20 protein-coding genes, 2 pseudogenes and 1 riboswitch are annotated in these 24,885 nt (G+C 75.1%); of the genes and pseudogenes, 8 read left to right on the top strand and 14 right to left on the bottom strand.

Translation table 11 applies throughout. The annotated features are described in order from the left end of the window. Positions 1–37 precede the first annotated feature (37 nt). A complete protein-coding gene (gene paaK / locus AC3EN4_RS11055; RefSeq protein WP_435205839.1) occupies positions 38–1,345 on the bottom strand; it encodes a phenylacetate--CoA ligase PaaK in 1,308 nt (435 codons plus the stop codon). 259 nt (positions 1,346–1,604) lie between these two features. Here paaK and AC3EN4_RS11050 point away from each other — a divergent pair, with 259 nt between their 5' ends. From AC3EN4_RS11050 to AC3EN4_RS11025, 6 genes are all read left to right on the top strand, one after another. Next, positions 1,605–2,363: a class I SAM-dependent methyltransferase gene (locus tag AC3EN4_RS11050; RefSeq protein ID WP_435205837.1), complete on the top strand. Its 759-nt coding sequence runs from the start codon at positions 1,605–1,607 to the stop codon at positions 2,361–2,363. A gap of 57 nt (positions 2,364–2,420) precedes the next feature. Further along, positions 2,421–2,897, top strand: a complete 477-nt coding sequence (locus tag AC3EN4_RS11045; RefSeq protein WP_435205836.1) for a fluoride efflux transporter FluC — start codon at positions 2,421–2,423, stop codon at positions 2,895–2,897. Continuing rightward, positions 2,894–3,256, top strand: a complete 363-nt coding sequence (crcB, locus tag AC3EN4_RS11040) for a fluoride efflux transporter CrcB (protein ID WP_435205835.1) — start codon at positions 2,894–2,896, stop codon at positions 3,254–3,256. The genes AC3EN4_RS11045 and crcB overlap by 4 nt, the downstream gene beginning before the upstream one ends. A 90-nt stretch (positions 3,257–3,346) precedes the next feature. Next, positions 3,347–3,871: a PadR family transcriptional regulator gene (locus AC3EN4_RS11035; protein ID WP_422740425.1), complete on the top strand. Its 525-nt coding sequence runs from the start codon at positions 3,347–3,349 to the stop codon at positions 3,869–3,871. Beyond that, complete coding sequence (locus AC3EN4_RS11030) at positions 3,868–4,548, top strand: ABC transporter ATP-binding protein (RefSeq protein WP_435205833.1); 681 nt, start codon at positions 3,868–3,870, stop codon at positions 4,546–4,548. The genes AC3EN4_RS11035 and AC3EN4_RS11030 overlap by 4 nt, the downstream gene beginning before the upstream one ends. Continuing rightward, a complete protein-coding gene (locus AC3EN4_RS11025) occupies positions 4,545–6,701 on the top strand; it encodes an ABC transporter permease (protein WP_435205832.1) in 2,157 nt (718 codons plus the stop codon). Before AC3EN4_RS11030 ends, AC3EN4_RS11025 begins: the two co-directional genes overlap by 4 nt. Positions 6,702–6,724: 23 nt before the next feature. Here AC3EN4_RS11025 and AC3EN4_RS11020 read toward each other — a convergent pair. From AC3EN4_RS11020 to AC3EN4_RS10960, 13 genes and pseudogenes are all read right to left on the bottom strand, one after another. Next, a pseudogene (locus AC3EN4_RS11020) lies at positions 6,725–7,609 on the bottom strand (sirohydrochlorin chelatase); the annotation flags it as partial. Beyond that, complete coding sequence (locus AC3EN4_RS11015) at positions 7,606–8,202, bottom strand: precorrin-8X methylmutase (protein ID WP_435205831.1); 597 nt, start codon at positions 8,200–8,202, stop codon at positions 7,606–7,608. The pseudogene AC3EN4_RS11020 and the gene AC3EN4_RS11015, both read right to left, overlap by 4 nt. Then, positions 8,199–8,396: a DUF362 domain-containing protein gene (locus AC3EN4_RS11010; RefSeq protein ID WP_435205829.1), complete on the bottom strand. Its 198-nt coding sequence runs from the start codon at positions 8,394–8,396 to the stop codon at positions 8,199–8,201. The genes AC3EN4_RS11015 and AC3EN4_RS11010 overlap by 4 nt, the downstream gene beginning before the upstream one ends. Then, positions 8,384–10,111, bottom strand: a complete 1,728-nt coding sequence (cobJ, locus tag AC3EN4_RS11005) for a precorrin-3B C(17)-methyltransferase (RefSeq protein ID WP_435205828.1) — start codon at positions 10,109–10,111, stop codon at positions 8,384–8,386. The genes AC3EN4_RS11010 and cobJ overlap by 13 nt, the downstream gene beginning before the upstream one ends. Continuing rightward, positions 10,108–11,538 (bottom strand): annotated as a pseudogene (cbiE, locus tag AC3EN4_RS11000) (precorrin-6y C5,15-methyltransferase (decarboxylating) subunit CbiE); the annotation flags it as partial. The pseudogene cbiE and the gene cobJ, both read right to left, overlap by 4 nt. A 116-nt stretch (positions 11,539–11,654) precedes the next feature. Next, entirely contained in the window at positions 11,655–12,806 is a 1,152-nt protein-coding gene (locus tag AC3EN4_RS10995) for a cobalt-precorrin-5B (C(1))-methyltransferase (protein ID WP_435205827.1), read from the bottom strand. Continuing rightward, positions 12,803–13,627, bottom strand: a complete 825-nt coding sequence (gene cobM, locus AC3EN4_RS10990; protein ID WP_435205826.1) for a precorrin-4 C(11)-methyltransferase — start codon at positions 13,625–13,627, stop codon at positions 12,803–12,805. Before cobM ends, AC3EN4_RS10995 begins: the two co-directional genes overlap by 4 nt. Then, positions 13,624–14,364, bottom strand: coding sequence for a precorrin-2 C(20)-methyltransferase (gene cobI / locus AC3EN4_RS10985; RefSeq protein ID WP_435205825.1), 741 nt, complete (start codon positions 14,362–14,364; stop codon positions 13,624–13,626). Before cobI ends, cobM begins: the two co-directional genes overlap by 4 nt. Then, positions 14,361–15,716 carry a cobyrinic acid a,c-diamide synthase CobB gene (locus AC3EN4_RS10980; RefSeq protein WP_435205824.1) on the bottom strand — a complete coding sequence of 452 codons (1,356 nt, stop codon included), beginning with the start codon at positions 15,714–15,716 and terminating at the stop codon, positions 14,361–14,363. The genes cobI and AC3EN4_RS10980 overlap by 4 nt, the downstream gene beginning before the upstream one ends. Beyond that, a complete protein-coding gene (gene cobO / locus AC3EN4_RS10975; protein WP_435205823.1) occupies positions 15,710–16,321 on the bottom strand; it encodes a cob(I)yrinic acid a,c-diamide adenosyltransferase in 612 nt (203 codons plus the stop codon). The genes AC3EN4_RS10980 and cobO overlap by 7 nt, the downstream gene beginning before the upstream one ends. Before the next feature lie 91 nt (positions 16,322–16,412). Then, a complete protein-coding gene (locus tag AC3EN4_RS10970) occupies positions 16,413–18,710 on the bottom strand; it encodes a VWA domain-containing protein (RefSeq protein WP_435205822.1) in 2,298 nt (765 codons plus the stop codon). Continuing rightward, entirely contained in the window at positions 18,707–22,375 is a 3,669-nt protein-coding gene (gene cobN / locus AC3EN4_RS10965) for a cobaltochelatase subunit CobN (protein WP_435205821.1), read from the bottom strand. Before cobN ends, AC3EN4_RS10970 begins: the two co-directional genes overlap by 4 nt. A gap of 258 nt (positions 22,376–22,633) precedes the next feature. Further along, positions 22,634–22,810: riboswitch (cobalamin riboswitch) on the bottom strand. 319 nt (positions 22,811–23,129) lie between these two features. Then, positions 23,130–23,465 (bottom strand): hypothetical protein, encoded by a 336-nt coding sequence (locus AC3EN4_RS10960; RefSeq protein ID WP_435205820.1) that lies wholly within the window; start codon positions 23,463–23,465, stop codon positions 23,130–23,132. Positions 23,466–23,589: 124 nt separating this feature from the next. Between AC3EN4_RS10960 and AC3EN4_RS10955 the strand changes: the two genes are divergently transcribed. Both AC3EN4_RS10955 and AC3EN4_RS10950 read left to right on the top strand, forming a co-directional pair. Next, positions 23,590–24,165, top strand: coding sequence for an RNA polymerase sigma factor (locus tag AC3EN4_RS10955; protein WP_435205818.1), 576 nt, complete (start codon positions 23,590–23,592; stop codon positions 24,163–24,165). After that, complete coding sequence (locus AC3EN4_RS10950) at positions 24,158–24,877, top strand: hypothetical protein (protein WP_435205817.1); 720 nt, start codon at positions 24,158–24,160, stop codon at positions 24,875–24,877. The genes AC3EN4_RS10955 and AC3EN4_RS10950 overlap by 8 nt, the downstream gene beginning before the upstream one ends. Positions 24,878–24,885 lie beyond the last annotated feature (8 nt).

Below are 24,885 nucleotides of genomic sequence, written 5' to 3'. Positions count from 1 at the left end.
CGACACCGGTCGGACCGATGTCCCGGTGACCGGCGGGTCAGCCGGCGCCGCGCTGGTCGACGATGCGGCGCATCTTGCCCATCGACCGCTCCACCGCGTCCGGGGCGAGCACGTCCACGGCCACGCTCACCCCGATCGTGTTCTTCACCAGCTCCACCAGCGCGACGCCGGCCCGCTCGGCGGCGTCGGCGGGCACGTCGGCGCGCCGCTCGACCCGTACCGTGAGGGTGTCCAGCCGGCCCCGGCGGTCGAGGACGCACTGGAAGTGCGGCGAGAGCTGGGGCGTCCGCAGGATCAGCTCCTCGATCTGGGTGGGGAAGACGTTCACCCCCCGCACGATCATCATGTCGTCCGTCCGGCCGGTGATCTTCTCGATCCGCCGCATGGGACGGGCGGTGCCGGGCAGCAGCCGGGTGAGGTCGCGGGTGCGGTAGCGCACCACCGGCATCGCCTGCTTGGTCAGCGAGGTGAGTACCAGCTCGCCCTGCTCGCCGTCGGGGAGCACCGCGCCGGTGACCGGGTCGATGATCTCCGGATAGAAGTGGTCCTCCCAGAGGTGCAGCCCGTCCTTGGTCTCGACGCACTCGGTCGCCACGCCCGGGCCCATCACCTCGGAGAGGCCGTAGATGTCCAGCGCGTGGATGTCGAGGTGGTGCTCCATCTCGCGGCGCATGTCCTCGGTCCACGGCTCCGCGCCGAAGATCCCCACCCGCAGCGAGGTGGCGCGCGGGTCGACGCCCTGGCGCCGCATCTCGTCGACGATGGCGAGCATGTAGCTGGGCGTCACCATGATGATCTCGGGCTCGAAGTCGCGGATCAGCATGACCTGCCGCTCGGTCATGCCGCCGGAGACCGGAATGACCGTGCACCCCAGCTCCTCGGCCCCGTAGTGGGCGCCGAGCCCGCCGGTGAAGAGTCCGTAGCCGTACGCGACGTGCACCCGGTCACCGGGCCGTCCGCCGGAGGCGCGGATCGACCGGGCCATCAACCGGGCCCAGGTACGCAGGTCGTCCCGGGTGTAGCCGACCACGGTGGGCCGGCCGGTGGTGCCGGACGAGGCGTGCAGGCGAGCCACCTGTTCCCGGGGCACGGCGAACATGCCGAACGGGTAGTTCTCGCGCAGCTCGGCCTTGCCGGTGAACGGGAAACGGGCCAGGTCGGCGAGGTCGCGGCAGTCGTCGGGGTGCGCGCCGACGGCGTCGAAGGCCCGGCGGTAGTGCGGCACGTTGTCGTACGCGTGCCGCAACGACCAGCGCAGCCGATCGCGTTGCAGGGCGCGCAGCTCGTCCACGCCGGCGCGCTCGATGGGCTCCAGCTCCTCCGGTGACGGGGTGCGGTCCTGCATCGCGTGCCTCCTTGGTGCGGCGGTCCCGGTGGGGCTGCCGGTACCGTACGCCGGTCGCCGCCCGGCTGACCCGCCGGTCAGCGGGCGGCCGACGCGGAGCTGGCCGGGGCACGCTCCGACCGCCGACACGACGACGCCGGGTCAGGCGTCGGCCCGACCCGGCGTCGCTTCGATCATCGCTCTGCCATCTTCTCGCAATTGCAAAATATGTGCAACAAGGTCTGGACACCGCTCCGGCGCGGTAACTAGCCTCCTCGTTATGAGTCCTTACATCACCGATCCGTGGGCGTGGCAGGAGAGCTGGGACCGTCAGCAGGAGGCGTACCTGCCGGACCGGGAACACCGGTTCACCGCCATGCTGGACGCCGCCGACGCGGTCGTCGACGGCCGACCGCCGCGCGTGCTCGACCTGGCCGGCGGCACCGGAACCATCTCGCTGCGCACGCTGGCCCGCTTCCCCGCCGCCGAGGTGACGGTGGTGGACCTCGACCCGGCGCTGCTCGCCATCGCCCGCGCCACGTTGGGCGGTCGCGCCACCATCGTCACCAGCGACCTCGGCGCGCCCGACTGGCATGCCGCGCTCCCCCACCGGGAGTACGACGCCGTCCTGACCGCCACCGCCCTGCACTGGCTGCCGGCCGACCGGCTCGGGCAGCTCTACGCCGAGCTGCGCGACGTGCTGCGCCCGGGTGGCGTCCTCGTCAACGCCGACCACATGCCCGACGACGCGCTCCCGGAGCTGACCAAGCGGCTGCTGGACCGGGCGCGCGAGCGGCGCGACGCCCGCTACGCCGCCGGCTCGGTGCTGTCCTGGTCGGACTGGTGGGCCCGGGCCGGCGCCGACCCCGCGCTCGCCCCGCTGGTCGCCCAGCGGCAGAGCATCTACCCGACCGGGCACAGCCCCGAGTGGAACCCCCCGGTCTCCTGGCACCTGGCCGCCCTCACGGCGGCCGGCTTCACCGAGGTCGGCACCCTCTGGCGAGGCGGCGTGGACGCGGCCGTCGTGGCCGTACGCTGAAGCAGGGAGCGGCGGCAGTGCGCTGAGGCCCGACCGGCGACAGTACGCTGAGCACCCGTGGCAGAACCACTCGACCCGCGCACCGACCCCGACGTCGACCTGCGGGTCCCCGCCGACCGGGGTGAGCTGACCGCGCACCCGGCGACCGTCCTCGCCGCCATCGCGACCGGTGGTGTGCTCGGCGCGCTGGCCCGGGCCGGCCTGCAACACCTCGCCCCGCACCCGCCGACCGGCTTCCCGTGGGCCACCTTCGGCGTCAACACGACCGGCTGCCTGCTGATCGGCGTGCTGATGGCGACGCTCGGGCACCTCGGTGGCGGCCACCCGCTCGCGCGCCCGTTCCTCGGGGTCGGGATCCTCGGCGGCTTCACCACCTTCTCCACCTACGCGGTCGACATCCAGCAGGCGCTGATCGCGGGCGCTCCGGGCACCGCGCTGGCCTACCTGGCCGCCACGCTGCTCGGGGCGCTCGTCGCGGTCGCGCTTGGCGACGCCGTCACCGGTCGACTCCTGCGCGGCGGGGCGGCCCGGTGACCGTTCTGCTCATCGCCCTGGGCGCGGCCGTCGGCGCGCCCCTGCGATACCTCACCGACCGGGCCGTGCAGTCCCGGCACACCTCGGCGTTCCCGTGGGGCACGCTGACCGTCAACGTGGTCGGCTCGCTGCTGCTCGGCGCTCTCGTCGGCGTACCGGCAGGGCCGGCGGCCAGCGCGCTCCTCGGCACCGGATTCTGCGGAGCGCTGACCACCTACTCCACGTTCAGCTACGAGACGCTGCGGCTGGCCCGGGGCGGCCGTCGGCTGCTCGCCCTGGCCAACGTGGCGGGCAGCGTCGCCGCAGGGCTCGCCGCGGCCAGCGCCGGCTACGTCCTGACCCACGCCCTGACGGCCTGACCCCTCCTCCAACGGACCCCGACCAGGGGGCGATGACGAACACCCCGAGCGTATATACGCGAGGTATACCCTCGGTGTACTCTCCTCAGCATGAGCGTGCCACTGACCCTGCTCGGCCTCCTCGAACGAGAGCCCAGCCACGGCTATGACCTGAAGCGCGACTACGACGCCTTTTTCGGCCGGGGCAAGCCGCTGCCGTTCGGCCAGGTCTACTCCACCCTCAGCCGACTGGCCCGGGACGGGAAGGTGGTGATCAGCGACGTCGCACCCGGCGCCGGCCCGGACCGCAAGCGCTACGTCATCACCGACCGGGGCGCGACCGAGGTCGAGCAGTGGTTGACCCAGCCCGTCGACCCGGAGCCGCACCTCCAGACGGTGCTCTTCGCCAAGGTCGTGCTCGCGTTGATGACCGACCGTCCGGCCGACGAGTACCTCGACACCCAGCGCCGCGCGCACCTGCGCCGGATGCGCGAGCTGACCGAGATCAAGCGCGCCGGCAACCTGGTCGACGCGCTGCTCGCCGACCACGGCCTGTACCACCTGGAGGCCGACCTCCGATGGATCGAGATGACCGGCGCCCGCCTGGACGCCCTACGCAAGGAGGTACGGCCGTGAGCGCCGTCATCGAGGCCCGCGACGTGACGTTCGCGTTCGGACAGACACCCGCCCTGCGCGGCGCCAGCGTCGCCGTGGACGCCGGTGAGATCGTCGCCGTCATGGGCCCCAGCGGCTCGGGCAAGTCCACCCTGCTGCACTGCCTGGCCGGCATCCTGGTGCCCGACGCCGGCGAGATCCTCTTCGACGGGGCGCGGGTCGACACCCTGGCCGAGACCGCCCGCAGCAGCCTGCGCCGCGACCGCTTCGGCTTCGTCTTCCAGTTCGGTCAACTCGTCCCCGAGCTGACCGCGGTCGAGAACGTCGCCCTGCCGCTGCTGCTCAGCGGCGTGCGCCGGACACCGGCGCTGGCCAGGGCGCGAGCCTGGTTCGCGCGCCTCGGCCTGGACGGCCTCCAGGAGCGACGCTCGGGTGAGCTGTCCGGTGGGCAGGCGCAGCGGGTCGCCCTGGCCCGCGGTCTGGTCGCCGAGCCGCGGGTGCTCTTCGCCGACGAGCCGACCGGCGCGCTCGACTCCCTCACCGGCGAGCACGTCATGGACCTGCTCGTCGACGCGGCCCGGCAGCAGGGCACCACGGTCGTCCTGGTGACCCACGAACCCCGGATCGCCGCGTACGCCGACCGCGAGGTCATGGTCCGCGACGGGCGCGTCACCGCGCCGGAGCGGATCGCGTCGTGATCGGCTTCGCGCTGCGCCTCGCCGTGGCGGGCGGCCGGGAGGCGCTCACCCGCCTGCTCGTCATCGCCGCCGCCGTCGCGGTCGGCAGCGGGCTGCTGCTGGCCACCCTGGCCGGGGTCAACGCCACCAACTCCCAGCTCACCCGGTACGCGTCGATCTACCCCAGCGACGTGGGCGGTGGCGCCGCCGACCCGCTCTGGTGGTCGACCCGGGACGACTACTTCCAGGGTCGACAGATCATCCGGATCGACGTGGCCGCCGGCGGGCCGAGCGCGCCCGTCCCGGTCGGCGTCCCGGGCACCCCCGGGCCGGGCGAGTTCTACGCCTCGCCCGCGCTGCGTGACCTGCTGGCCGCCCACCCGGCCGTCGAGTTGGCCGACCGTTACCCGGGGCGTGACGTCGGCGTGGTCGGCCCGGCCGGGCTGACCTCACCGGACACCCTCCTGGCCATCGTGGGCGGCACACCCGAGCAGGTTTCCGCGCTGCCCAACGCGAGGCAGGTCCGCAGCGTCGGCGAGACGCCCGCACTCCCCGAGACCACGGTGAACCTCATCCTGGGGGTGGCCGCCGGCGGGCTGCTCTTCCCGGTGCTGATCTTCATCGGCACCGCCACCCGGCTCAGCGCCGCCCGCCGGGAGCAACGCTTCGCCGCCATGCGCCTGGTCGGCGCGACGCCCCGGCAGATCGCCACGGTCGCCGCCGTGGAGTCGGCCGTCGCGGCCGTCGCCGGCACCGCCGTCGGCTTCGGCCTGTTCCTCGCCTTCCGGGACCCACTCGCGGCCATCCCGTTCACCGGCATGCCGTTCTTCCCCGGCGACCTGTCGCTCGGGGTGTGGGACATCCTGGCCGTGGCGCTCGGCGTACCGGCCGGCGCGGCGGTGGCCGCCCGGATCTCGCTGCGCCGCGTACGGATCTCGCCGCTGGGCGTCACCCGGCGGGTCACCCCACGGGCGCCGCGCGCGTACCGGCTGATCCCGGCACTCGCCGGAGTGGCCGTGCTGGTGGCCGCCCTCGGCTATCGGCCCGCGACCGCCGACGGGCAGACGGCGATGTTCCTACCCGGTCTGCTGCTCATCATGGCCGGCCTGGTCGTCGCCGGACCGTGGCTGACGATGGTCGGCGCGCGGATCCTGGCCCGGCGTGCCGATCGCCCGGCCACGCTCATCGCCGCCCGGCGGCTCGCGGACAACCCGAAGGCCGGCTTCCGGGCGATCAGCGGGATCATGCTCGCGCTGTTCGTCACGAGCGTCGCCGTCGGTGTGATCACCACGATCGTCGACGAACGCGGCCCGGCCCCGGTCGGCTCCACCGACGCCAGCACGGTGACCACCGTCTTCGACGAGAAGAGGGCCACGGTGCCGGACACCCTCTTCGCCGACCTGAAGGCGATAAACGGGGTGCGGTCCGCGACCGCCATCCGGGAGAACCCGCAGGTGACGGCCTCCGGCGAGGTCGGCGTGATCGCCTGCGCCGACCTGCCGAGCGCGTACGGCCGGTGCGCCGACGGCGCGAGCGTCATCGAGGTGCCGTACGGCCTGAGCCGCTGGCGGGAATCAGCGTCGTCCGCCACGGTCTGGCCCGCCGCGTCGCTCACCCTCGACGACCTCCAACGGCTACCGGTAGGGGCGATGGTCGTCGGCACGGACGGCTCCGCCGCCGCCGTCGAGCGGGTCCGCACCGTGCTGGAGATCGCCTTCCCGACCTTCTGGGTGGGGCCGAACGTGCCCGGCGACTACGAGACGAATTTCTCCAACACGCTGCGCGGCTGGGAGCAGTTGGCGAACGTCGTCATCATCGCCAGCCTTGCGCTCGGCGGGTGCAGCCTCGCGGTCAGCGTGATCGGCGGCCTGACCGAACGGCGGCGGCCGTTCAGCCTGCTGCGCCTCAGCGGCGCACCGGTACGGATGCTGCGCCGGGTCGTCGCGCTGGAGAGCGCCGTACCGATGCTCGCCGTCACCGCCGTCGCCATCGGGATGGGCCTGCTCGCGGCGCACCTCTTCCTGCGGGCACAGATGGGCTACACGCTTGTCGCGCCGCCGCCGCGCTTCGCCGTGATCGTCGTGATCGGCCTGGCCGCCTGCCTGGGCGTGATCGCCTCGACCATGCCGCTGCTGGAACGCGTCACCGGTCCGGAGACGGCCCGCAGCGAGTGAACCTACGGCCCGGTGGCCACCGCGATCACCCCGTGCCCATGGTGGTGATGGTGGTGGCCGACCGGGTCGTCGGGGTGGTCGTGCGGTTGCTGCGGGCGGCCCACCTTGTCCGCGAAGCCGGGCATCAGCACCCGGTAGGCGCAGGTGTCGCAGTTCATCCGGATGTCCCCGCCCAACGCCTCGTCATAGCGTTCGCGCACCAGGTCGGCGAGGGCGTCGCAGTCGCCGATCACCTCGGCGACGCGGACGTCCAGGTCGGGGTGCGCGGCGGCGAACTCGGCCGACTGGGCGACGATCCGGTCCGGCAGCACCCCGGCGAACAGGAAGTACGGTGCGACGACGATCCGCCGCGCGCCGAGCCGGCGCAGCCGGTCCAGCACCGCCGGCACCGACGGCTCGGCGAGGGAGATGAACCCCGGCTCGACGCCCGCGTACCCGCGCCCCTCCCAGAGCAGCCGGGCGACCTTGGCGACCTCGGCGTTGGCGTCCGGGTCGGTGGACCCCCGTCCGACCAGCGCCACCCAGGTGCCGGCCCGGTCGGCGCCCGCCAGCGCGGCGTCGATGCGCTCCTCGAGGGCCGTGTGCAGCAACGGGTGGGGGCCGAGCGGACGCCCGTAGCGGTAGGTCAGCCCGGGGTGCCGCTGCTGCTCGCGCGCCATGGCGGCGGGGATGTCGCCCTTGCCGTGCCCGGCGCCGGTGAGCACCAGCGGCAGCGCGACGAGGGCGCGGTGTCCACGCGCGACGAGCGCGCCGACGGCGTCGGTCAGCGGCGGGCGGGACAGCTCGATGAAGCCGCCCTCGACGTCGCCGATGTCCGCACGCTGACGGACCCGTTGCACGAGTGCGGCGAACTGGTCGACCCCGGCCGCGCTGCGCGTGCCGTGCCCGACGATGACCAGACCGGTCATGACTTCTCCTCGGTGTAGAGCAGGGCGTTGAGGGCGGCGGCGGCGACCGCCGAACCGCCCTTCTCGCCCACGTTGGACACCCCGGGCAGGCCGCTGGCCCGCAGCGCCGCCTTCGACTCGGCGGCGCCCACGAAGCCGACCGGCAGACCGACGACGAGCGCCGGCGCGGCGTCCAGGGTGAGTAGTTCGACCAGGGCGGTCGGCGCGCAGCCGACCACCCAGACCGCGCCGGGACCGACCCGGTCCAGGGCGATCCGTACGGCCGCCGCCGAGCGGGTGATGCCAGCCGCGCGGCCCAGCTCGGCGGCGGCCGGCTCGGCGACCGGGCAGACCAGCTCCAGACCGGCCCGGGTGATGCCGGCGGCGACCATCGCCACGTCGGTCACCACGGGTACGCCCGCGCGCAGCGCGACCAACCCCGATTCGAGGGCCGCCTCGTCGCAGACCAGATCGTCGACGTACGCCAGGTCGGCGCTGGCGTGCACCACCCGCTCGGTGACCGCGCGGCTCAGCGGCGGCAGGTGCGACAGGTCGACGCGCTCACGCAGGATGCGGTACGACTCGACCTCGATCGGGTGCACGGCCCGGCTCATCGGGTCCCTCCATTGTGCTCGGGTGCGGTCACGCGGATCGCGTCGACCGGGCAGATCTCGAGGCACTCCAGGCAGCCGGTGCAGCGGTCGGCGCGTACCGTGAGGCCGCCGGCGACCGGCCGGATCGCGTGGGTGGGGCAGGTGCGCAGGCACGCGCCGCAGCCCTGGCAGGCGTCGATCGTCACGAGCGCCACCGGTACCCCCGGGGTGTGACCATCCGCCCGGCGACCAGCCGGGTGTCGCTGTTGCCGACCACGACCACGCTGTACATGTCGACGATGGCCGGGTCGAGCGTGGCCAGCGTCGCCAGGTGCACCCGCTCGCCGGGGCGGCTGGCGTTGCGTACCACACCGACCGGGGTGTCCGACGGCCGGTGCGCGGCGAGGATCCCCAGCGCCTTGCCGAGCTGCCAGTCCCGGGCCCGGCTGCGCGGGTTGTAGAAGACGGTCACGAAGTCACCCTCGGCGGCGGCGGTCACCCGCCGCTCGATGACCTCCCACGGCGTGTGCAGGTCGGAGAGGCTGACGTAGGCGTGGTCGTGGCCGAGCGGCGCGCCGAGCAGCGCACCGGCGGCGAGGGCGGCGGTCACCCCGGGCACACCCACCACGTCGATGCGCTCGTCGGCGTACTCCAGGGCGGGGCTGGCCATCGCGTACACCCCGGCGTCGCCGGACCCGATCAGCGCGACCGCGCGGCCGGCGGCGGCCTCGGCCACGGCGGCGCGGGCCCGCGCCTCCTCCGCGCCGAGTCCGCTGGCGAGCACCCGGGTACCCGGCCGCAGCACGTCACGGACCTGGTCGACGTACTGGTCCAGGCCCACCACCACCGACGCGCGGCGCAGCTCGGCCGCCGCGCGCGGGGCGCGCAGGTCGGCCGCGCCCGGCCCGAGGCCGACGACGGCGAGCCGGCCGCGTGGCGCGTGCCGCGCCACCGCCACGGTCGCCATCGCCGTCGCGGTCTTGCCCACCAGGAGCGTCGCGTCGTCGGTCCGGCCGTCCGCGCCGAGCAGCGCCGCGGCCTCCGCCACGCTCGGCGTGCCGACCGCGGCCCGGACCACCTCGCTGGGGTGCGGCACGTCGACCGCCGCGAGGCGCGCCGCAGGCCAGGTCACCAGGGGTACGCCAAGCGTGTCGGCGGTGCTGCGGATGCCCGCCTCGGCGGCCTTGATGTCGGCGCTGGCCAGGCAGCGCAGGCTCGCCGGGTCGAGGCCGGCCTGGGCCAGCACCCGGTGCAGCAACTCGGCCACCTCGGCGGCCGGTACGCCCCGACTCGCCCCGACGCCGGCGACCAGCGACGGCGGGCGCAGCACGGCGGTCCGCGCGTCGGTCGGCACCACCCGATCGGTGACCAGCAGCCGGTAGCGGCCCTCGGCCGTGGCGTCGGGGTGGACGACACGCACGTTCGGCGGGAGGGCGGGGAGCGGCCAGGTGGCGTCGGCGACCAGCTCGACCGGTTCGCCGTCCAGGATGGCCCGGGACACCGCGGCGACCGCGCCCTGCACGGGCCAGCCGAGGGTGTCCAGCCCGGGCAGCCCGACCACGTCGGTGGCCGTGGTGACCACCGGTCGGGCGTCCAGCAGCGCGCCGACCCGCTCGGCGAGGTCGTTGCCGCCACCGGCGTGACCGCCCAGCAGCGCCACCGCGTGCCGGGCCGCCTCGTCGACGACCACCACGGCCGGGTCGGTGCGCTTGTCGCCGAGCAGCGGCGCGAGGACGCGGACCACCGCGCCGGTGGCCAGGAACGCGACCACCGCGTCACAGTCGGCCCACGCGGCGCGTAGCGCGTCGGCGACGCTGGCGGCCTCGACCGGCCGGGCGTGCGGCCAGGCGGCGGCGAGGATGTCGGCGTGCCGGCGGCCGGCTGCGGTGGCCGCCACCAGGCCGATCCGGGCGGGGGTGGTGTCGTTCACGGGCGCTCCCCGGTGAGGACGACCACCGGGTTGGTGGCCGCGAGTCGGATCGAGCCGCCGGGCAGGTCGGCGAGGCGGGCGGCGGCGAGCTGGCTGCCCTCGACCGAGTAGCCGGCGGCGCGCAGCAGGTGCACCGCCGGCGCGACGCGGTCCAGCGCGGCCAGGGTGAGCACGACCCGTGCGGGCCGACGGGCCAGCACGGCGGCGAGGACGTCGACGCCACCGCCGCCCACGAAAACCGCGTCCGGCTCGGGCAACCCGTCCAGCGCCGCCGGGGCGCGCCCGACGACGACCCGCACGTCGACGGCGTGTGTGGCGGCGTTGTCCCGGATCGTCGCGGCGGACGCCGGGTCCTGCTCGACGGCGAGCACGGCCGCGCCGAGCAGCGCACACTCGATGCCGACCGAGCCGCTGCCCGCGCCGACGTCCCAGACGAGCCGGCCCAGTCGGGGACGCAGCCGCGCGACGACCAGGGCCCGCACCTCCGACTTGGTGATCATGGAGTCGCGGTGGGCGTACCGGCTCTCCGGCAGCGCCCAACCACCGGCCGGCGCGGCGGCCGGCTGGTTGTCGACGCGCATCCCACCGACCGCGACCGGGTCGGGCGCGGGCACGGCGGGCACCGTCGGCACGACGGTCACCGGCGTGGCGGCGGGCGCGGGCGGCGCGGGTGCGGGCGGCGCGGTCACGGCGGGTGCGGGCAGGGCGGGCACGGCGGGTGCGGGCAGGGCGGGCACGGCGGGTGCGGGCGGGACGGGCACGGCGGGTGCGGGCGGGACGGGCAGCGGCTTCGCGGTCGGCACGACGGGTGCGGGCGGGGTGGGCGGCGGCTCGGCGATGCTGAGCAGGACGTGCGGGTCGGGCCAGGTGCCGGCGGCGGCCTGCGCGGGGGTCACCACGTGGACCCGTTCGGCGTCGGTGCCGAGGTGTTCGGCGACCAGCAGGCGACGGGGCCAGCCGACCAGACCCGCGCCCAGCTCGGCGGCACCGGCGCCCGGCGCGGTGAGGACCGCGACCAGCGGCAACGCCCGGCAGGCGTTCAGCGCCGGTCGGAGGTCACGGCCGTGCGCGGTGACCACGGCGGCGCCGTCCCAGGACAGTCCGGCGCGGGCGAACGCGGCGGCCACACTGGACACCGCCGGCACCACCCGCAGCGGCAGCCCGGCCGCGCGCAGCCGCCGGACGATCCCGAACAGGCCGGGGTCCCCGCTGGCCAGCACGACGGCCGGCACCCCGCTGGCGATGGCGTCAACCAGCCGGCGCAGGGCCGGGGCGAGCGGCCCGAGGACGACGGTCTGCGCGCTCGCCGGTACGGGCACCGCGGCCAGGTGCCGGACCGCCCCGACCACCAGGCCCGCGCCGGTCAGTGCGGGGGCGAGGGCGGGGTGCGGCGGAGCCCCGGCGGCGTCCAGCCCGACCACTGTCACCAGCGCGTCCGGGGCGGGCTTGGCCGCCGGTGCGGCCGATCCCCGCGCGTCCGGTGTGGGGCCCGTCGTCGGCGTGTCCGATACCAGCGCGTCCCGGTCCGTCCCGGTGGGTCGGCTCATCGCGGCCACCGGCCCGAGGAGGCGACGACGCGTGCGCCGGCAAAGTCGACCATCGCCACGTCCACGGTGACCGTCGGCCCGGCGAAGCGGCGCAGCACCGCCTGGACCCGCTGGCAGAGCAGATCCCCGGCCGTGCCGAGCAGACCGGCGGCCTCCCACAGTTCGTACGCGTGCCGCCCGGTGTTCGCCTCGGTCACGGCGGCGACGAGCGCCGGGTCGCCGCCGACGTCGGCGGTGATCGCGCCGAGCAGGGACAGGTCAACCGTGGAGCGGGTGTAGTGGGTCATCAGGATGCCGGCGGCGAGTTTGGCGAGCTTGCCGGCCATGCCGACGAAGACCACGCCGGTCATCGCGTCCTCGACGGCGGCGGTGACCGCCGCGCCGGTGAAGTCACCCACCTCGACGAAGCACACCTCGGGCAGGTCGGGCAGCAGCGCCCGGGCGGCCCGCTCGGTACGCCCACCCGTGCACAGCACCACGGTCCGCTCACCCTGGGCGGCCATGACGTGCACGGCCTGCACGACGCTGGCCCGCCAGGAGGCGGTGGAGAAGGGCCGGACGATCCCGGTGGTGCCGAGGATCGAGATGCCGCCGAGGATGCCGAGCCGCCGGTTGGTGGTCTTGCGGGCCATGATCTCGCCCCGGGGCACGCTGATCACCACGCGTACGCCGACCTCGGTGAGGTCGACGACCTCGGCCACCGCCTCGCCGATCATCCGCCGGGGCGTGTCGTTGATGGCCGGGCCACCGACGGCGAGCCCGAGGCCGGGTTTGGTGACGGTGCCGACGCCCGCGCCGCCGGCCAACCGCAGCCCGGGGACGTCGGTGAAGTCCACGGTGGCGGTCAGCTCGGCGCCGTGGGTGACGTCCGGGTCGTCACCGGCGTCCTTCACCACCACCGCCTCCGCGCGCACCGGTGGGGTGCCGGTCACCTCGCAGCGCTCCACCGGGAAACGCACCCGTCGCCCGGCCGGCAGGCCGATCTCCACCTCCGGCTGGACCTCGCCGGTGACCAGGGCGGTCACGGCGGCCTTGGCCGCAGCGGTGGCGCACGCGCCGGTGGTCCAGCCGGTCCGCAGCGCGGTGGGCCGGACCTTCGCCGTACGCGGCAGGTCCGGTTCGCGCAGCGGCGGCTCGGCGTACGTCACGGGGTTCCGGTTTCTCCGGCGCGGGCGCGGCGCAGTTCGGCGCGGGCGGCCGGTTCGGCGCGACGGAAGGTGTGAAAGTGGCCCGGGTGGTAGAGGTGGGAGCGGGTGCCCGTCGCGGCGAGGGCCGGACCGACCAGGAACAGGGTGTGCTTCCACAGCTTGTGCTGCTTGACGGTGGCCTCCAGGGTGCCGACCGTGCAGGTCACGACCAGCTCGTCGGGCCAGGTGGCCTGGTACGCCACGACCGCCGGGGTGTCCGCCGGGTAGCCGCCGGCCAGCAGTTCGGCCTGCACCTGCCCGGAGCGGGCGGCGGACAGGAACAGCGCCATGGTGGTGCCGTGCCGGGCGAAGTCCCGGACCCGTTCACCGGGCGGCATGGGCGTCTTGCCGCCTTCGAGGCGGGTGAGGATCACCGACTGGGCCACCTCGGGCACGGTCAGCTCCCGTCCGACCAGTGCCGCGACGGCGGTGAACGACGACACCCCGGGGACGATCTCGACGGCCAGGCCGAGCGCCCGGCACAGGTCCAGTTGCTCCTGCACCGCGCCCCACAGCGCCGGGTCGCCGGAGTGGATGCGGGCCACGGTGAGCCCGCGTTCGGCGGCGCGTTCGTAGAGCGGCAGCACCCCCTCGATGGGTAGCTGCGACGAGTCGATGATCTCCGCGTCGGGGCGGGCGTGGTCGAGCACGTCGCCGTGCACCAGGCTGGCCGCCCAGATCACGATGTCCGCCGTGGCGATCACCCGGGCGGCCCGCAGGGTCAGCAGGTCCGCCGCGCCCGGTCCGGCGCCGACGAACCACACCTTGCCGTCGCTGGTCACAGCTTTCCTCCTCGGTGGGTGCGGCGGGCCGGGACCAGCAGCGTGGACAGGTACGGCAGGTCGGGCCCGGCCTCGTCGACCGGGCCGATCCGCTCGCCGGGCAGGCCGATCGCGCGCCCGAGCACCGCGTCGGGCAGTCGACCCTGCCGGCGCAGCTCGGCCAGCAGTTCCGGGTGCCGCCGCCAGCCCTTGTAGACGACCACGGTGCCGGGGCCGGCCAGGGCGTCGGCGAACAGCGCCGGGTCGGCGGTGGCGGGCAGCAGGGTGAGCGGTTCGCGCCCCTCGACCAGCGGGACGCCGCTGCGCGCGGCCAGTTCCTGCATGGCGGTCACGCCGGGCACCGTCGCCACCCGCACGGCCGGGCGCAGCGCGCGGACGCTCTGCGCCAGGTAGCCGAAGGTGGAGTAGACGTTCGGGTCGCCGATGGTGGCGAAGGCCAGCGACTCCGCGCCCGCGTCGATCGCCTCGACGACCGTCCGGGCGGCGTCGTCCCAGGCCGCCGCGCGGCGGGCGGTCACCCCACCCCGGTCGTCGAGGGCGAACGGCAGCCGCCGCAGCCGGTCCGCCGGGACGTGTTCCCGCACGGTCGTCTCGGCCCGCCCGGCGTCCGCACCGGGCCGGTCCGCCATCACGGGTACGAGGACCACGTCGGCCGCGCGCAGGACGCGCACCGCCCGGACGGTGAGCAGTTCCGGGTCACCGGGGCCGACGCCCACCCCGGTCAACGTGGCGGTCATCGGCACGCCTCCACGAGGCGGCGGGCGGCCACGGGGTACCCGGCCCAGTGGGTGTGCAGGTAGGAGGCGTGCACCCGGCCGCTGACGAAGCCGTGCGGGGTGTCGTTCCAGCGCCACGCCGGCGTCTCGCCGTGTCCGGGGTCGGTGGTGGTGCGGTGGAACTCGTGCCCGCGTACGGGCTCGCCGGCCCGGGCCACCGGGGAGTCGGTGACGGCGAACGCCTCGCGGTAGCCGAGGGTGAGCCGGCCGGTCATCCGGGCGGTCAGGTCCAGCCGGCCGCACATGGGTACGCCGTCCAGCGACCGCCCGAGGTAGAGCAGCCCCGCGCACTCGGCCACGATCGGCCCGTCGAAGTCGGCCAGTTCGGCGCGGAGCGTGCCGTTGCCGGCCAGCGCCTCCGCGTACGCCTCGGGGAAGCCGCCGCCGACGACGACCGCGCGGGTGCCGGCGGGCAGCGACCGGTCGCGCAGCGGGTCGACGGTGACGACGTCCGCGCCGGCGGCGGTGAGCAGTTCGGTGGTCTCGGCGTACGAGAAGGTGAAGGCCGGACCACCGGCGAGCGCGACCCGTGGCCGCCCGATGCCCGCCGGCCCGCCGACGGCCTGGACCGGGTCCCACGCGGGGACGGTCAGCGGCCCGGCGGTGCGGGCCAGGTCGAGGACGGCGTCGAGGTCCACGGTGGCCTCGACCAGTTCGGCGAGCGCGGTGACGATGGCGAGCGATTCGGGGGCCCGTTCGGCGACCGGCACCAGCCCGAGGTGCCGGGCCGGCGCGGCGACCTCGGCGGCGCGGGTGACCGCCCCGAGCACCGGTACGCCCACCTCGGCGAGCGCGTCGCGCAGCAGCGTTTCGTGTCGGGGCGAGCCGACCCGGTTGAGGATCACGCCGCCGATCCGCACGGCCGGGTCGAACGCGGCCATGCCGAGGGTCAGCGCGGCGGCCGAGCGACCCTGCGCGGTGGTGTCCAGCACCAGCAGCACGGGCGCGTCGACGAGCCGGGCGACGTGCGCGGTGGAGGCGAAGTCGCGGCGGCCCACCGCGCCGTCGTGCAGACCCATGACGCCCTCGACCACGGCGATGTCGGCGGGCGTGGGGACGCTCGCGCCGTGCCGCAGCAGGCCGGCGATCCGCTCGGCGCCGACCAGGAAGGGGTCCAGGTTGCGGCCGGGCCGGCCGGCGGCGAGAGCGTGGTATCCAGGGTCGATGTAGTCCGGGCCGACCTTGTGCGGGCTGACGGTCAGGCCGCGCCGGCGCAGCGCGGCCAGCAGGCCGGTGGCGACCGTCGTCTTGCCGTGGCCGCTGGCCGGCGCGGCGACCACCACCCGGGGCAGCGCCCACGGTGTGCTCACCACTCGATGCCCTTCTGGCCCTTCTGGCCGGCGTCCATCGGGTGCTTGACCTTGGTCAGCTCGGCCACCAGGTCGGCGGCGGCGACCAGGCGCGGGTCGGCGTCCCGACCGGTGATGACGACGTGCTGGAAGCCGGGCCGCTCGGCCAGGGTGGCGACCACCTCGTCCACGTCCACCCAGCCCCACTTCATCGGGTAGGTGAACTCGTCCAGCACGTACAGCCCGTACCGCTCGGCGGCCAGGTCACGCTGGATCTGCCGCCACCCCTCCAGAGCGTCGGCGGCGTGGTCGGCCTCACCGCCGCGCTGGATCCAGGACCAGCCCTCGCCCATCTTGTGCCAGGTGACCGGGGCACCCTGGCCGGTACGCTCGTGCACCTCGCCGAGCGCCCGGAAGGCGGTCTCCTCCCCCACCCGCCACTTGGCGCTCTTGACGAACTGGAACACCCCGACCGGCAGGCCGGCCGTCCAGGCCCGCAGCGCCAACCCGAAGGCGGCCGTCGACTTTCCCTTCATCTGTCCGGTGTGGACGATGATCAGCGGCCGGTTCCGCCGCTGCCGGGTCGTCAACCCGTCGGCGGGAACGTGGCTCGGCTGTCCCTGCGGCATCAGCGCGCCTCCCGTCCCGCGGCCGCGCGTCCCGCCGCCGTGGTTCCCGCGATCTTGCAGTTTCTGTTGGTCATTTGTGTCCTTGAGTCCTTTATGCCGCGACAGAAACTGCAAGATCGCGGGGGTGGGTGAGGGTGTCCAGGGGGTGTCGGGGGGCCTTGAGCTGGGTGGCCAGGCGGGCGGCCAGGTTGAGGCGGATCGGGCCGGACTCGCAGTCGATGACCACGCAGGGGGCACCTGTTGCCGCCAGGACTCTCGCGGCTGCCGCGGTGCGGTCCAGGGGGCGCGGGCCGGCGGTGGCTCGGCCGTCGGTGACCACCAGGACCAGGGGGCGGCGCTTCGGATCCCGTAGGCGTTCTACGCGCAGCAGGTCGACGGCGGCGAGCAGGCCCTCGGCCAAGGGCGTCCGCCCGCCGGTGGGCAGTTCGGTCAGCCGGGTCGACGCGGCCAGCACCGAAGAGGTGGCCGGCAGCAGCGTTCGCGCTCCGGTGCCCCGGAAGGCGATCACGGCGACCTTGTCCCGTCGCTGGTACGCGTCGGTGAGCAGCGCCAACACGGCGTCCTTCACGGCGGTCATCCGCTGCCGGGCGCCCATCGACCCGCTGGCGTCCACCACGAACAGCACCAGGTTGCCCTCGCGCCCCTCCCGGACCGCCTCGCGCACGTCGTCCGGGCGCAGCAGCAGCGGACCCGCCAGCCTTCCCCGAGACGCCTGGCGCGGCGCGGCGGCACGCACGGTGGCCGGCAGGTGCAGCGCGCCGACCCGGCCCGCCGGCAGGCGCGCCCCGGTCGTCCGGCCACGCCCGGTCCGGGCACGCGACCGTCGGCCGGGCACCCCGTCACCGACGCCGGGCGCGGTGAGCAGCCGAGCCCGCAGGCCACCCCGGGGTACGGCCACGCTCCCGCCCTCCCAGTCTCGATCGTCGCCGGCGTCGCTCGGCCCCGCGCCTCCGGCCCGTCGACGCCGCATGCCCCGGCTGTCGGCCGGCGACCGATCGGAGGACCCGTCCACGCTGGCGTCGGCGGCGTATGGCTCGGGACCGTCGCCGCGCTCGTCCCCGCCGGTGCCGCGCTCGTCCCCGCTGGCGTCGCGCTCGTCCCCGCCGGCGGAGCCGTGTCGTTCCGGACCGCCCAGCGCGGTCGAGTCGCGGGCGGCGCCACCGGCGTCACGGCCACGAGCGTCCGGCCCGTACCCGTCGCGGTGGTGCGCACCGCCCGGACCGCCCGCACCGTCGAGGTCGCCCGGGCCACCCGGGCCGCCGAAACCGCCGCCCGAGCCGGCGTCCGGGCCGTCAGGGCGGGGCCCGGACGGGCCGTCGGGGCGCGGACCGGACGGGCCGCCGTCGTGCGGGCCGTCGTCCGGGTCGTCGGGGTGGGCGTCCTGGGCCCGTTGCAGGGCCTCGTCGAGGCGCTTCTCGTCCAGCCCGGGTGTGTCGAACGGGTCGCGGCGGCGACGGTGCGGCAGGGCGAGCCGGGCGGCCACCCGGACGTCGTCGCTGGTGACCCGGTCCCGGCCGTGCCAAGCGGCGTGGGCGAGGGCGGTCCGTGCGGTGACGATGTCGGCGCGCATCCCGTCCACGTCGAACGCCGCGCAGACCTCGGCGATCTGCCGCAGCGCGGCGTCGGGCAGGCGTACCCCGGGAAGCCGGCGGCGGGCGGCGGCGACCTGGGCGGCGATCTCGGCGTCGGCGGCGGCCCAGCGGGCGGCGAACCCGGCCGGGTCGGCGTCGGCGGCCAGCCGGCGGCGGACCACCTCGACCCGGATCTCCGGGTCCCGGCTGGCGTTCACCTCGACGGTCAGCCCGAACCGGTCGAGCAGCTGCGGACGCAGCTCCCCCTCCTCCGGATTCATGGTGCCGACCAGCAGGAACCGGGCGGCGTGGCTGACCGAGACGCCCTCGCGCTCGACGTGGCTGCGGCCCATCGCGGCCGCGTCGAGCAGCAGGTCGACCAGGTGGTCGTGCAGCAGGTTGACCTCGTCCACGTAGAGCACACCCCGGTGCGCGGCGGCGAGCAGGCCCGGTTCGAAGGCGCGGACGCCCTCGCCGAGCGCCTTCTCCAGGTCCAGCGACCCGACCACCCGGTCCTCGGCGGCGCCGACCGGCAGTTCGACGAGGCGCGCCGGCCCGGTCTCGGCCGCCGCCGCGGCGGGATGCGGGCCGTCCGGGCAGGCCGGGTCGGGTTCGGCGGGGTCACAGCCGAAGCGGCAGCCGGCGACCCGGCGCACCGGCGGCAGCAGCGCTGCGAGGGCCCGGACGGCGGTGGACTTGGCGGTGCCCTTCTCGCCCCGGACGAGGACCCCACCGATCGCCGGGGACACCGCGTTGAGCAGCAGCGCCAGCCGCATGTCGGCCATGCCGAGCACGGCGCTGAACGGGTAGGTGGTCATGCCCGATCCTCCAGGTCGCCCTCGCTGGCCAGGTACTCGTCGCGGAGCCGGTCGAGGGTGGCCGGCTCGGGCTTGGCCCACAGCCCTCGGTCGGCGGCCTCCAGCAGGCGCTCGGTGATCCCCCGCAGTGCCCACGGGTTGGACTGCCTGAGGAACTCCCGGGTGGTGTCGTCGAAGAGGTACGCGGCGGCCAGGTGCTCGTACATCCAGTCGTCCACGACTCCGGCGGTGGCGTCGTACCCGAACAGGTAGTCCACGGTGGCCGCCAGCTCGAACGCGCCCTTGTAGCCGTGCCGGCGCATCGCGGCGATCCACTTCGGGTTGACCACCCGGGCGCGGAACACCCGCCGGGTCTCCTCGCCCAGGGTGCGGGTGCGCACGTCGTGCGGCATGGCCGAGTCACCCACGTACGCCGCCGGTGCCGTGCCGGTGAGGTGGCGGACCATTGCCACCATCCCTCCGTGGTACTGGAAGTAGTCGTCCGAGTCCACGATGTCGTGCTCGCGGGTGTCCTGGTTCTTCACCGCGACGGCGATCCGGGCGAAGGAGCGTTCCATGTCGGCGCGCGCCTCCCGACCGTCCAGGCCCCGGCCGTACGCGTACCCGCCCCAGACCGCGTACACCTCGGCCAGGTCGGCGTCGTCGCGCCAGGTCCGCGCGTCGATCAGGGGCAGCAGTCCGGCGCCGTACGCCCCGGGCTTGGAGCCGAAGATCCGGGCGGTGGCCCGCCGCTCGTCGCCGTGCTCGGCCACGTCGGCGGCGACGTGCGCGCGCAGGTAGTTCTCCTCGTCCGGCTCGTCCAGCGCGGCGACCTGCCGCACGGCGTCGTCGAGCAGCGCCACGACGTGCGGGAACGCGTCCCGGAAGAAGCCGGAGATGCGGACCGTGACGTCGACGCGGGGCCGACCCAGCTCGGCGGTCGGCACCACCTCGACGCCGGTGATCCGCCGGGACCGCTCGTCCCACACCGGCCGGCAGCCCAGCAGCGCGAGCACCTCGGCGATGTCGTCGCCCTGGGTGCGCATCGCGCTGGTGCCCCACACGGTCAACCCCACCGAACGGGGGTACGCGCCGGTGTCGGCCAGGTGCCGGGCCAGCAGCGAGTCGGCCAGGGCCACGCCGACGTCCCAGGCGTTGCGGCTGGGGATGGCCTTCGGGTCGACGGAGTAGAAGTTCCGGCCGGTGGGCAGCACGTTGACCAGACCCCGGGTGGGCGAGCCGGACGGGCCGGGCGGCACGAACCGGCCGTCCAGCGCCCCGAGGGTGTTCCGCAGCTCGTCGGTGGTGCGGTCGAGTCGGGGTACCAGCTCGGTGGCGGCGAAGCGCAGCACCGCCGCGGCGTCCGGGATCGGCTGGCCGGTCACCTCGGCGACCACCACCTCGGCCGCGTCGGCTGCCCAGTCGAGGGTCTCCATGCCGACGACGAGCCGCCGGGCGAGTCCTTCGATGAGGTCGATCGCGTCGGCGGCCGTACCGGCCGGGCCGTCCACCGCGTCGGTCAGCGCGGCCGGCAGGGCGATCCGCTGCCCGGGCGTCGCGAGCAGCGCCTGCTCGTCGAGGGCGTACGCGGCGGCGAGGGCCTGCCGTAGGCCGGGCAGGGCGTACGCGCCGCCCCAGACCTGCGGGGCGCGCAGCACCGCGAGGACCAGGTTGACCCGGGGCTCACCGGTGGGCGCGTCGGCGAGGATGTGCAGGCCGTCGCGGATCTGCACGTCCTTGACCTCGCACAGGTAACCGTCGAGGTGCAGCACGAAGTCGTCGAAGTCGTCCGGGTCGGGCATCGCCTCGGCGTGCAGGTCGTGATGCAACTCGGCGGCGCGGACCAGGTCCCAGATCTGCGCCCGCACGGTGGGCACCTTGGCCGGGTCGAGCGCCTGCACGGTGGCGTACTCGTCCAGCAGTTGCTCCAGTTTGGCCAGGTCGCCGTAGGTCTCGGCGCGGGCCATCGGCGGCACCAGGTGGTCGACGACCACGGCGTGCGCCCGCCGCTTGGCCTGGGTGCCCTCACCGGGGTCGTTGACGATGAACGGGTAGACCAGCGGCAGGTCCGCGAGGACGGCGTCGGGCGCGCAGTCGGCGGCCAGGCCGAGACCCTTGCCGGGCAGCCACTCCAGGGTGCCGTGCTTGCCCAGGTGCACCACGGCGTCCGCGCCGAAGCCGCCGTCCGCGACCGGCGCGGTGAGCCAGCGGTACGCGGCCAGGTAGTGGTGGCTCGGTGGCAGGTCCGGGTCGTGGTAGATGGCGATCGGGTTCTCCCCGAAGCCGCGTGGCGGCTGGATCAGCAGCGCCACGTTGCCGAAGCGCAGCCCGGCCAGCACGATGTCGCCGCCGTCGGTGTACAGCTCGCCGGGCGGCTCACCCCAGTGCTCCCGCATCCGCTCGCGCAACTGCGCCGGCACCTGGTCGAACCACCGCCGGTACGTCGCCCCGGGGATCCGGGCCTCGGCGGCGGCCAACTGCTCCGGCGTGAGCCACTCCACGTCGTGCCCGCCGGCGGCGATCAGCGCGTGGATGAGCGCGTCACCGTCGGTGGGCGGCGGTGCGTGGCCCAGGTCGTAGCCGGCCTCGGCGAGCGCGGCGAAGAGCCGGACCGCCGAGGCGGGGGTGTCCAGCCCGACGGCGTTGCCGACCCGGGAGTGCTTGGTGGGGTACGAGCTGAGCACCACGGCGATCCGCTTGTCGGGGTTCGGCACGTACCGCAGGCGGGCGTGGCGGACCGCGATGCCGGCGACGCGGGCGGCCCGCTCCGGGTCGGCGGCGTACACCGAGAGGCCGTCGGCGTCGACCTGCTTGAACGAGAACGGCACGGTGACGATCCGGCCGTCGAACTCGGGGATGGCCACCTGCATCGCCGCGTCCAACGGGGACAGCCCGGCGTCGCTGCCGGCCCACTGTTCGCGGGTGCTGGTCAGGCAGAGCGCCTGGATGACCGGCACGTCCAGGGCGGCGAGCGCGCCGACGTCCCAGGCGTCCTCGTCGCCGCCTCCGGAGGCGTCAGCGGCGACCGCGCCACCGGCCGCGAGGACGGTGACCAGCAGCGCGTCGCAGCGGGCGAAGAGCCCGAGCGGGCCGGCGCCGGCGGTCAGCCCGCGCAGCGAGCCGCAGAAGATCGGCAGGGGGTTGCCGCCGGCCGCGCGGACCGCCTCGGCCAGCACGTCGACGAAGGCGGTGTTGCCGGCCAGTGCGTGCGCCCGGTAGAAGACGATTCCGATGGTCGGCCGGTCGGGTTCGCCGGGGTGCGCGCCGTGCACGCCGTACGCCGGGGTCGGCGTGGGCGCGGCGAACCCCTCGCCGGTGAGCAGGACCGTGTCGGAGAGGAACCGGGCCAGCTCCCCCAGGTTGTCCGGCCCGCCCTCGACCAGGTACGCGAGGGCCTGGGCGACGACGCCGGACGGCACCGTGGAGACCGCCATCAGCTCCGCGTCGGGCACCGCCTCGCCGCCGAGCACGACCGCGGGTACGCCGCTGGCGAGCACCGCGGCGAGGCCGTCCGGCCACGCCTGCCGACCGCCGAGCAGGCGTACGACGGCGAGGTCGACCCCATCGAGCAGGGCGGGTACGGCGTCGGCCGCCACCCGGGCGGGGTTGGCGAGCCGGTAGTCGGCGTCGCTGGCGCGGGCGGCCAGCAGGTCGGTGTCGGCGGTGGAGAGCAGCAGAATGCGCACGGCAGGCTCCGGACGGTAACGTCGACGCGCTCGCGGCAGCGATTGGGCGACGACGTGCGGGTAGGCGCGGGGTTCAGCAGGCACCGCGACCGCTCACCGGCGTGGGGCCGGCGGCGACGGGTGGCGTGGTGCGGACCTCAGCGGGGAACGGAGACGATGCCGATCGCGGCGACAGCACGGTCGCGATACGTGAGACGGCAGCGGCCGTCGATGATGGAGACGCCATGCGTCATCGGGTCCTCCTCGGGTGTCCACGCCCTGGGGTACGTCCCGACGGCCGAAGTATCCTGGCTTCCGGATCGATGCTCTCCCCCGGCCTTCCAACCGCAGACACACGGCCGTGACTCACGAGGGGGGATCACTCCCCGGTGACAGTGGCGGGACCGCGTCGGATTCGCACCGACTTCCTTCACTGCCGTCAGGCCGCGAATGCTGCCACACCCTTGCGCTGCCGGTCAACGCCGCCCCGGCCCGCCGCACGGGCGTGACCCACCGACACCTGGGCGGGCGACGCGACCGCGTAGCGGCACGCCGCGACGCCCCGGATCCCTGCTCGGCGTCCTTTGCTCTGCTTACCTATGAGCGACAGTGACGGCGTCTAACCGTTGCCTATAGGTAAGCAGAGCAAAGGAGGCCACACACGCCCTGGGCTGCGCGATCGCCGGCACGGAGCAACCGCGCAGGCCGGGCACCGTCGGCGCTCGGCGGCTCCGCCGGGAGCAAGGGTGGTGCGGTGGACCGTGCGGGGCGGATCTCAGCGGGCGTGGCGCTCCGGGTGTGCCCGATTCCACACCCGCATCCGCTCCGGGTAGCCGGTGCGGGCCGCCTCGTACAGCGGCACCGCGTGCTTACGGGCGATGTCGCCCGCCGCGCGGGGCGTGCCGGTACGGCGCCGGATCCACTCCCCGTCGTGGGCGATCGCGACCACCGTGGTGTCGGTGGCGGTCGTCTCCGGTTCCAGGTAGAACTCCACACCCCGCCGACTGGCGACGAACGCCTCCAGCGCGGCGAGGTCGTCCCGGGTGGCCTCTCGGTCCAGCTTCGTCGGGGTCCCCTCGCCGCTGCGAGACCGCCGGTTGAACCAGCCCATGCCCTGCCCCTCTCCTCGACGCCACTCCCAGTTCAGCACCGATTCCTGGCAATCCGCTGCACGCCGGGTGGGAGAAATCTGACTCCCGCGGGGCGGAACCCGACGCGGGCGGGTGGTGTCATCAGTGCGAGTCCGACCGGAGGTTCCCCTGGACGACGACGTGCTCGTCACCCGCGCCCGAGCCGGCGACCTGGAGGCGTACGACCTCCTGGTGGCCCGGCACACCGCGTCCGCGTACCGGACGGCGGTGCTGCTCGGCGCGGGATCGGACTCCGAGGACGTCGTCCAGGAGGCGTTCGTGAAGGGCTACCGCAAGCTGTCCCGCTACCGGGGCGAGTCGTCCTTCCGCTCCTGGTTGCTCGCGATCGTCGCCAACGAGACCCGGAACCTGCACCGCTCCCGCACGCGCCGCGACGGCCTGGTCCTGCGCGCGGCGGCGAACCCCCCACCCGAGATCGCCGAGGACGATGCCGTCGGCGCGGTCCTGGCCGGCGAGCGTCGGGCCGCGTTGGTGGCGGCCCTGCGGCAACTGCCGGTACGCGACCGCGAGGTGATCGTCTGTCGGTTCTTCCTCGATCTCGGCGAGCAGGAGACGGGCGTCATGCTGGGCTGGCCCCGGGGCACGGTCAAGTCGCGTACCTCACGGGCACTGGCGAAGCTGCGGGCCCTGCTCACCGACGAGGCGGTGCACCATGGATGACCTCGAGGCGGAGCTGCGGGAGTTGGGCGGGTGGTTGGAGACGCCCGCCGCGCCGGACGTCACCGCACGGGTACACGATCGGCTCGTCGGACGCGTACCCAGATGGCGACGGTGGCGCTCCCTGGCCGCGGCGGCGCTGGCGGCCCTGCTGGTCGCGGCGCTGCCGCCAACGCGTGCCGCCGTCGCCGACGCGGTCGGCGAGGTGCTGCGCTTCGCCGGCGTCGGCATCGTCACGTCGTCCACGCCGTCGTCGCCGCAGGACGAGCCGTCACCCCTGCCGTCGCTGCGGACGGTGGGGCTCGACGAGGCGCGCCGGGCGGTACGTTTCCCGGTCCGGGTGCCCGCCGCGCTCGGCCCACCGGAGCGGGTGTCGGTCGCCGACCCGGACGGCGCCGGCGCCTACCGGGTCGCGACGCTGCTCTACCAGGGTGGCGGCGTCCGCCTCGACGCGTTCGACGGTCGCCTCGACCTGGCCTTCCACAAGAGGACCAGCCGGCCGGGAGTGGAGTGGACGCAGGTCGAGGGCGACTTAGCCGTCTGGGTGGACGGTCCGCACGTGCTGTCCTACGTCGACCGGTCGGGCCAGATCCGCCGGGAGACCGCCCGACTCGCCGCGTCGACCCTGATCTGGGAGCAGGCCGGCGTGACCTACCGGCTGGAGGGTGCCCGCGACATGGCCGAGGCGCTCGAGATCGCCCGGTCGCTTCCCTGACCACCGTG

This window comes from Micromonospora sp. bgisy143, assembly GCF_057708145.1.
The sequence above is the reverse complement of the archived record's forward strand: the minus strand, read 5'-3'. Positions and strand labels throughout refer to the sequence as shown.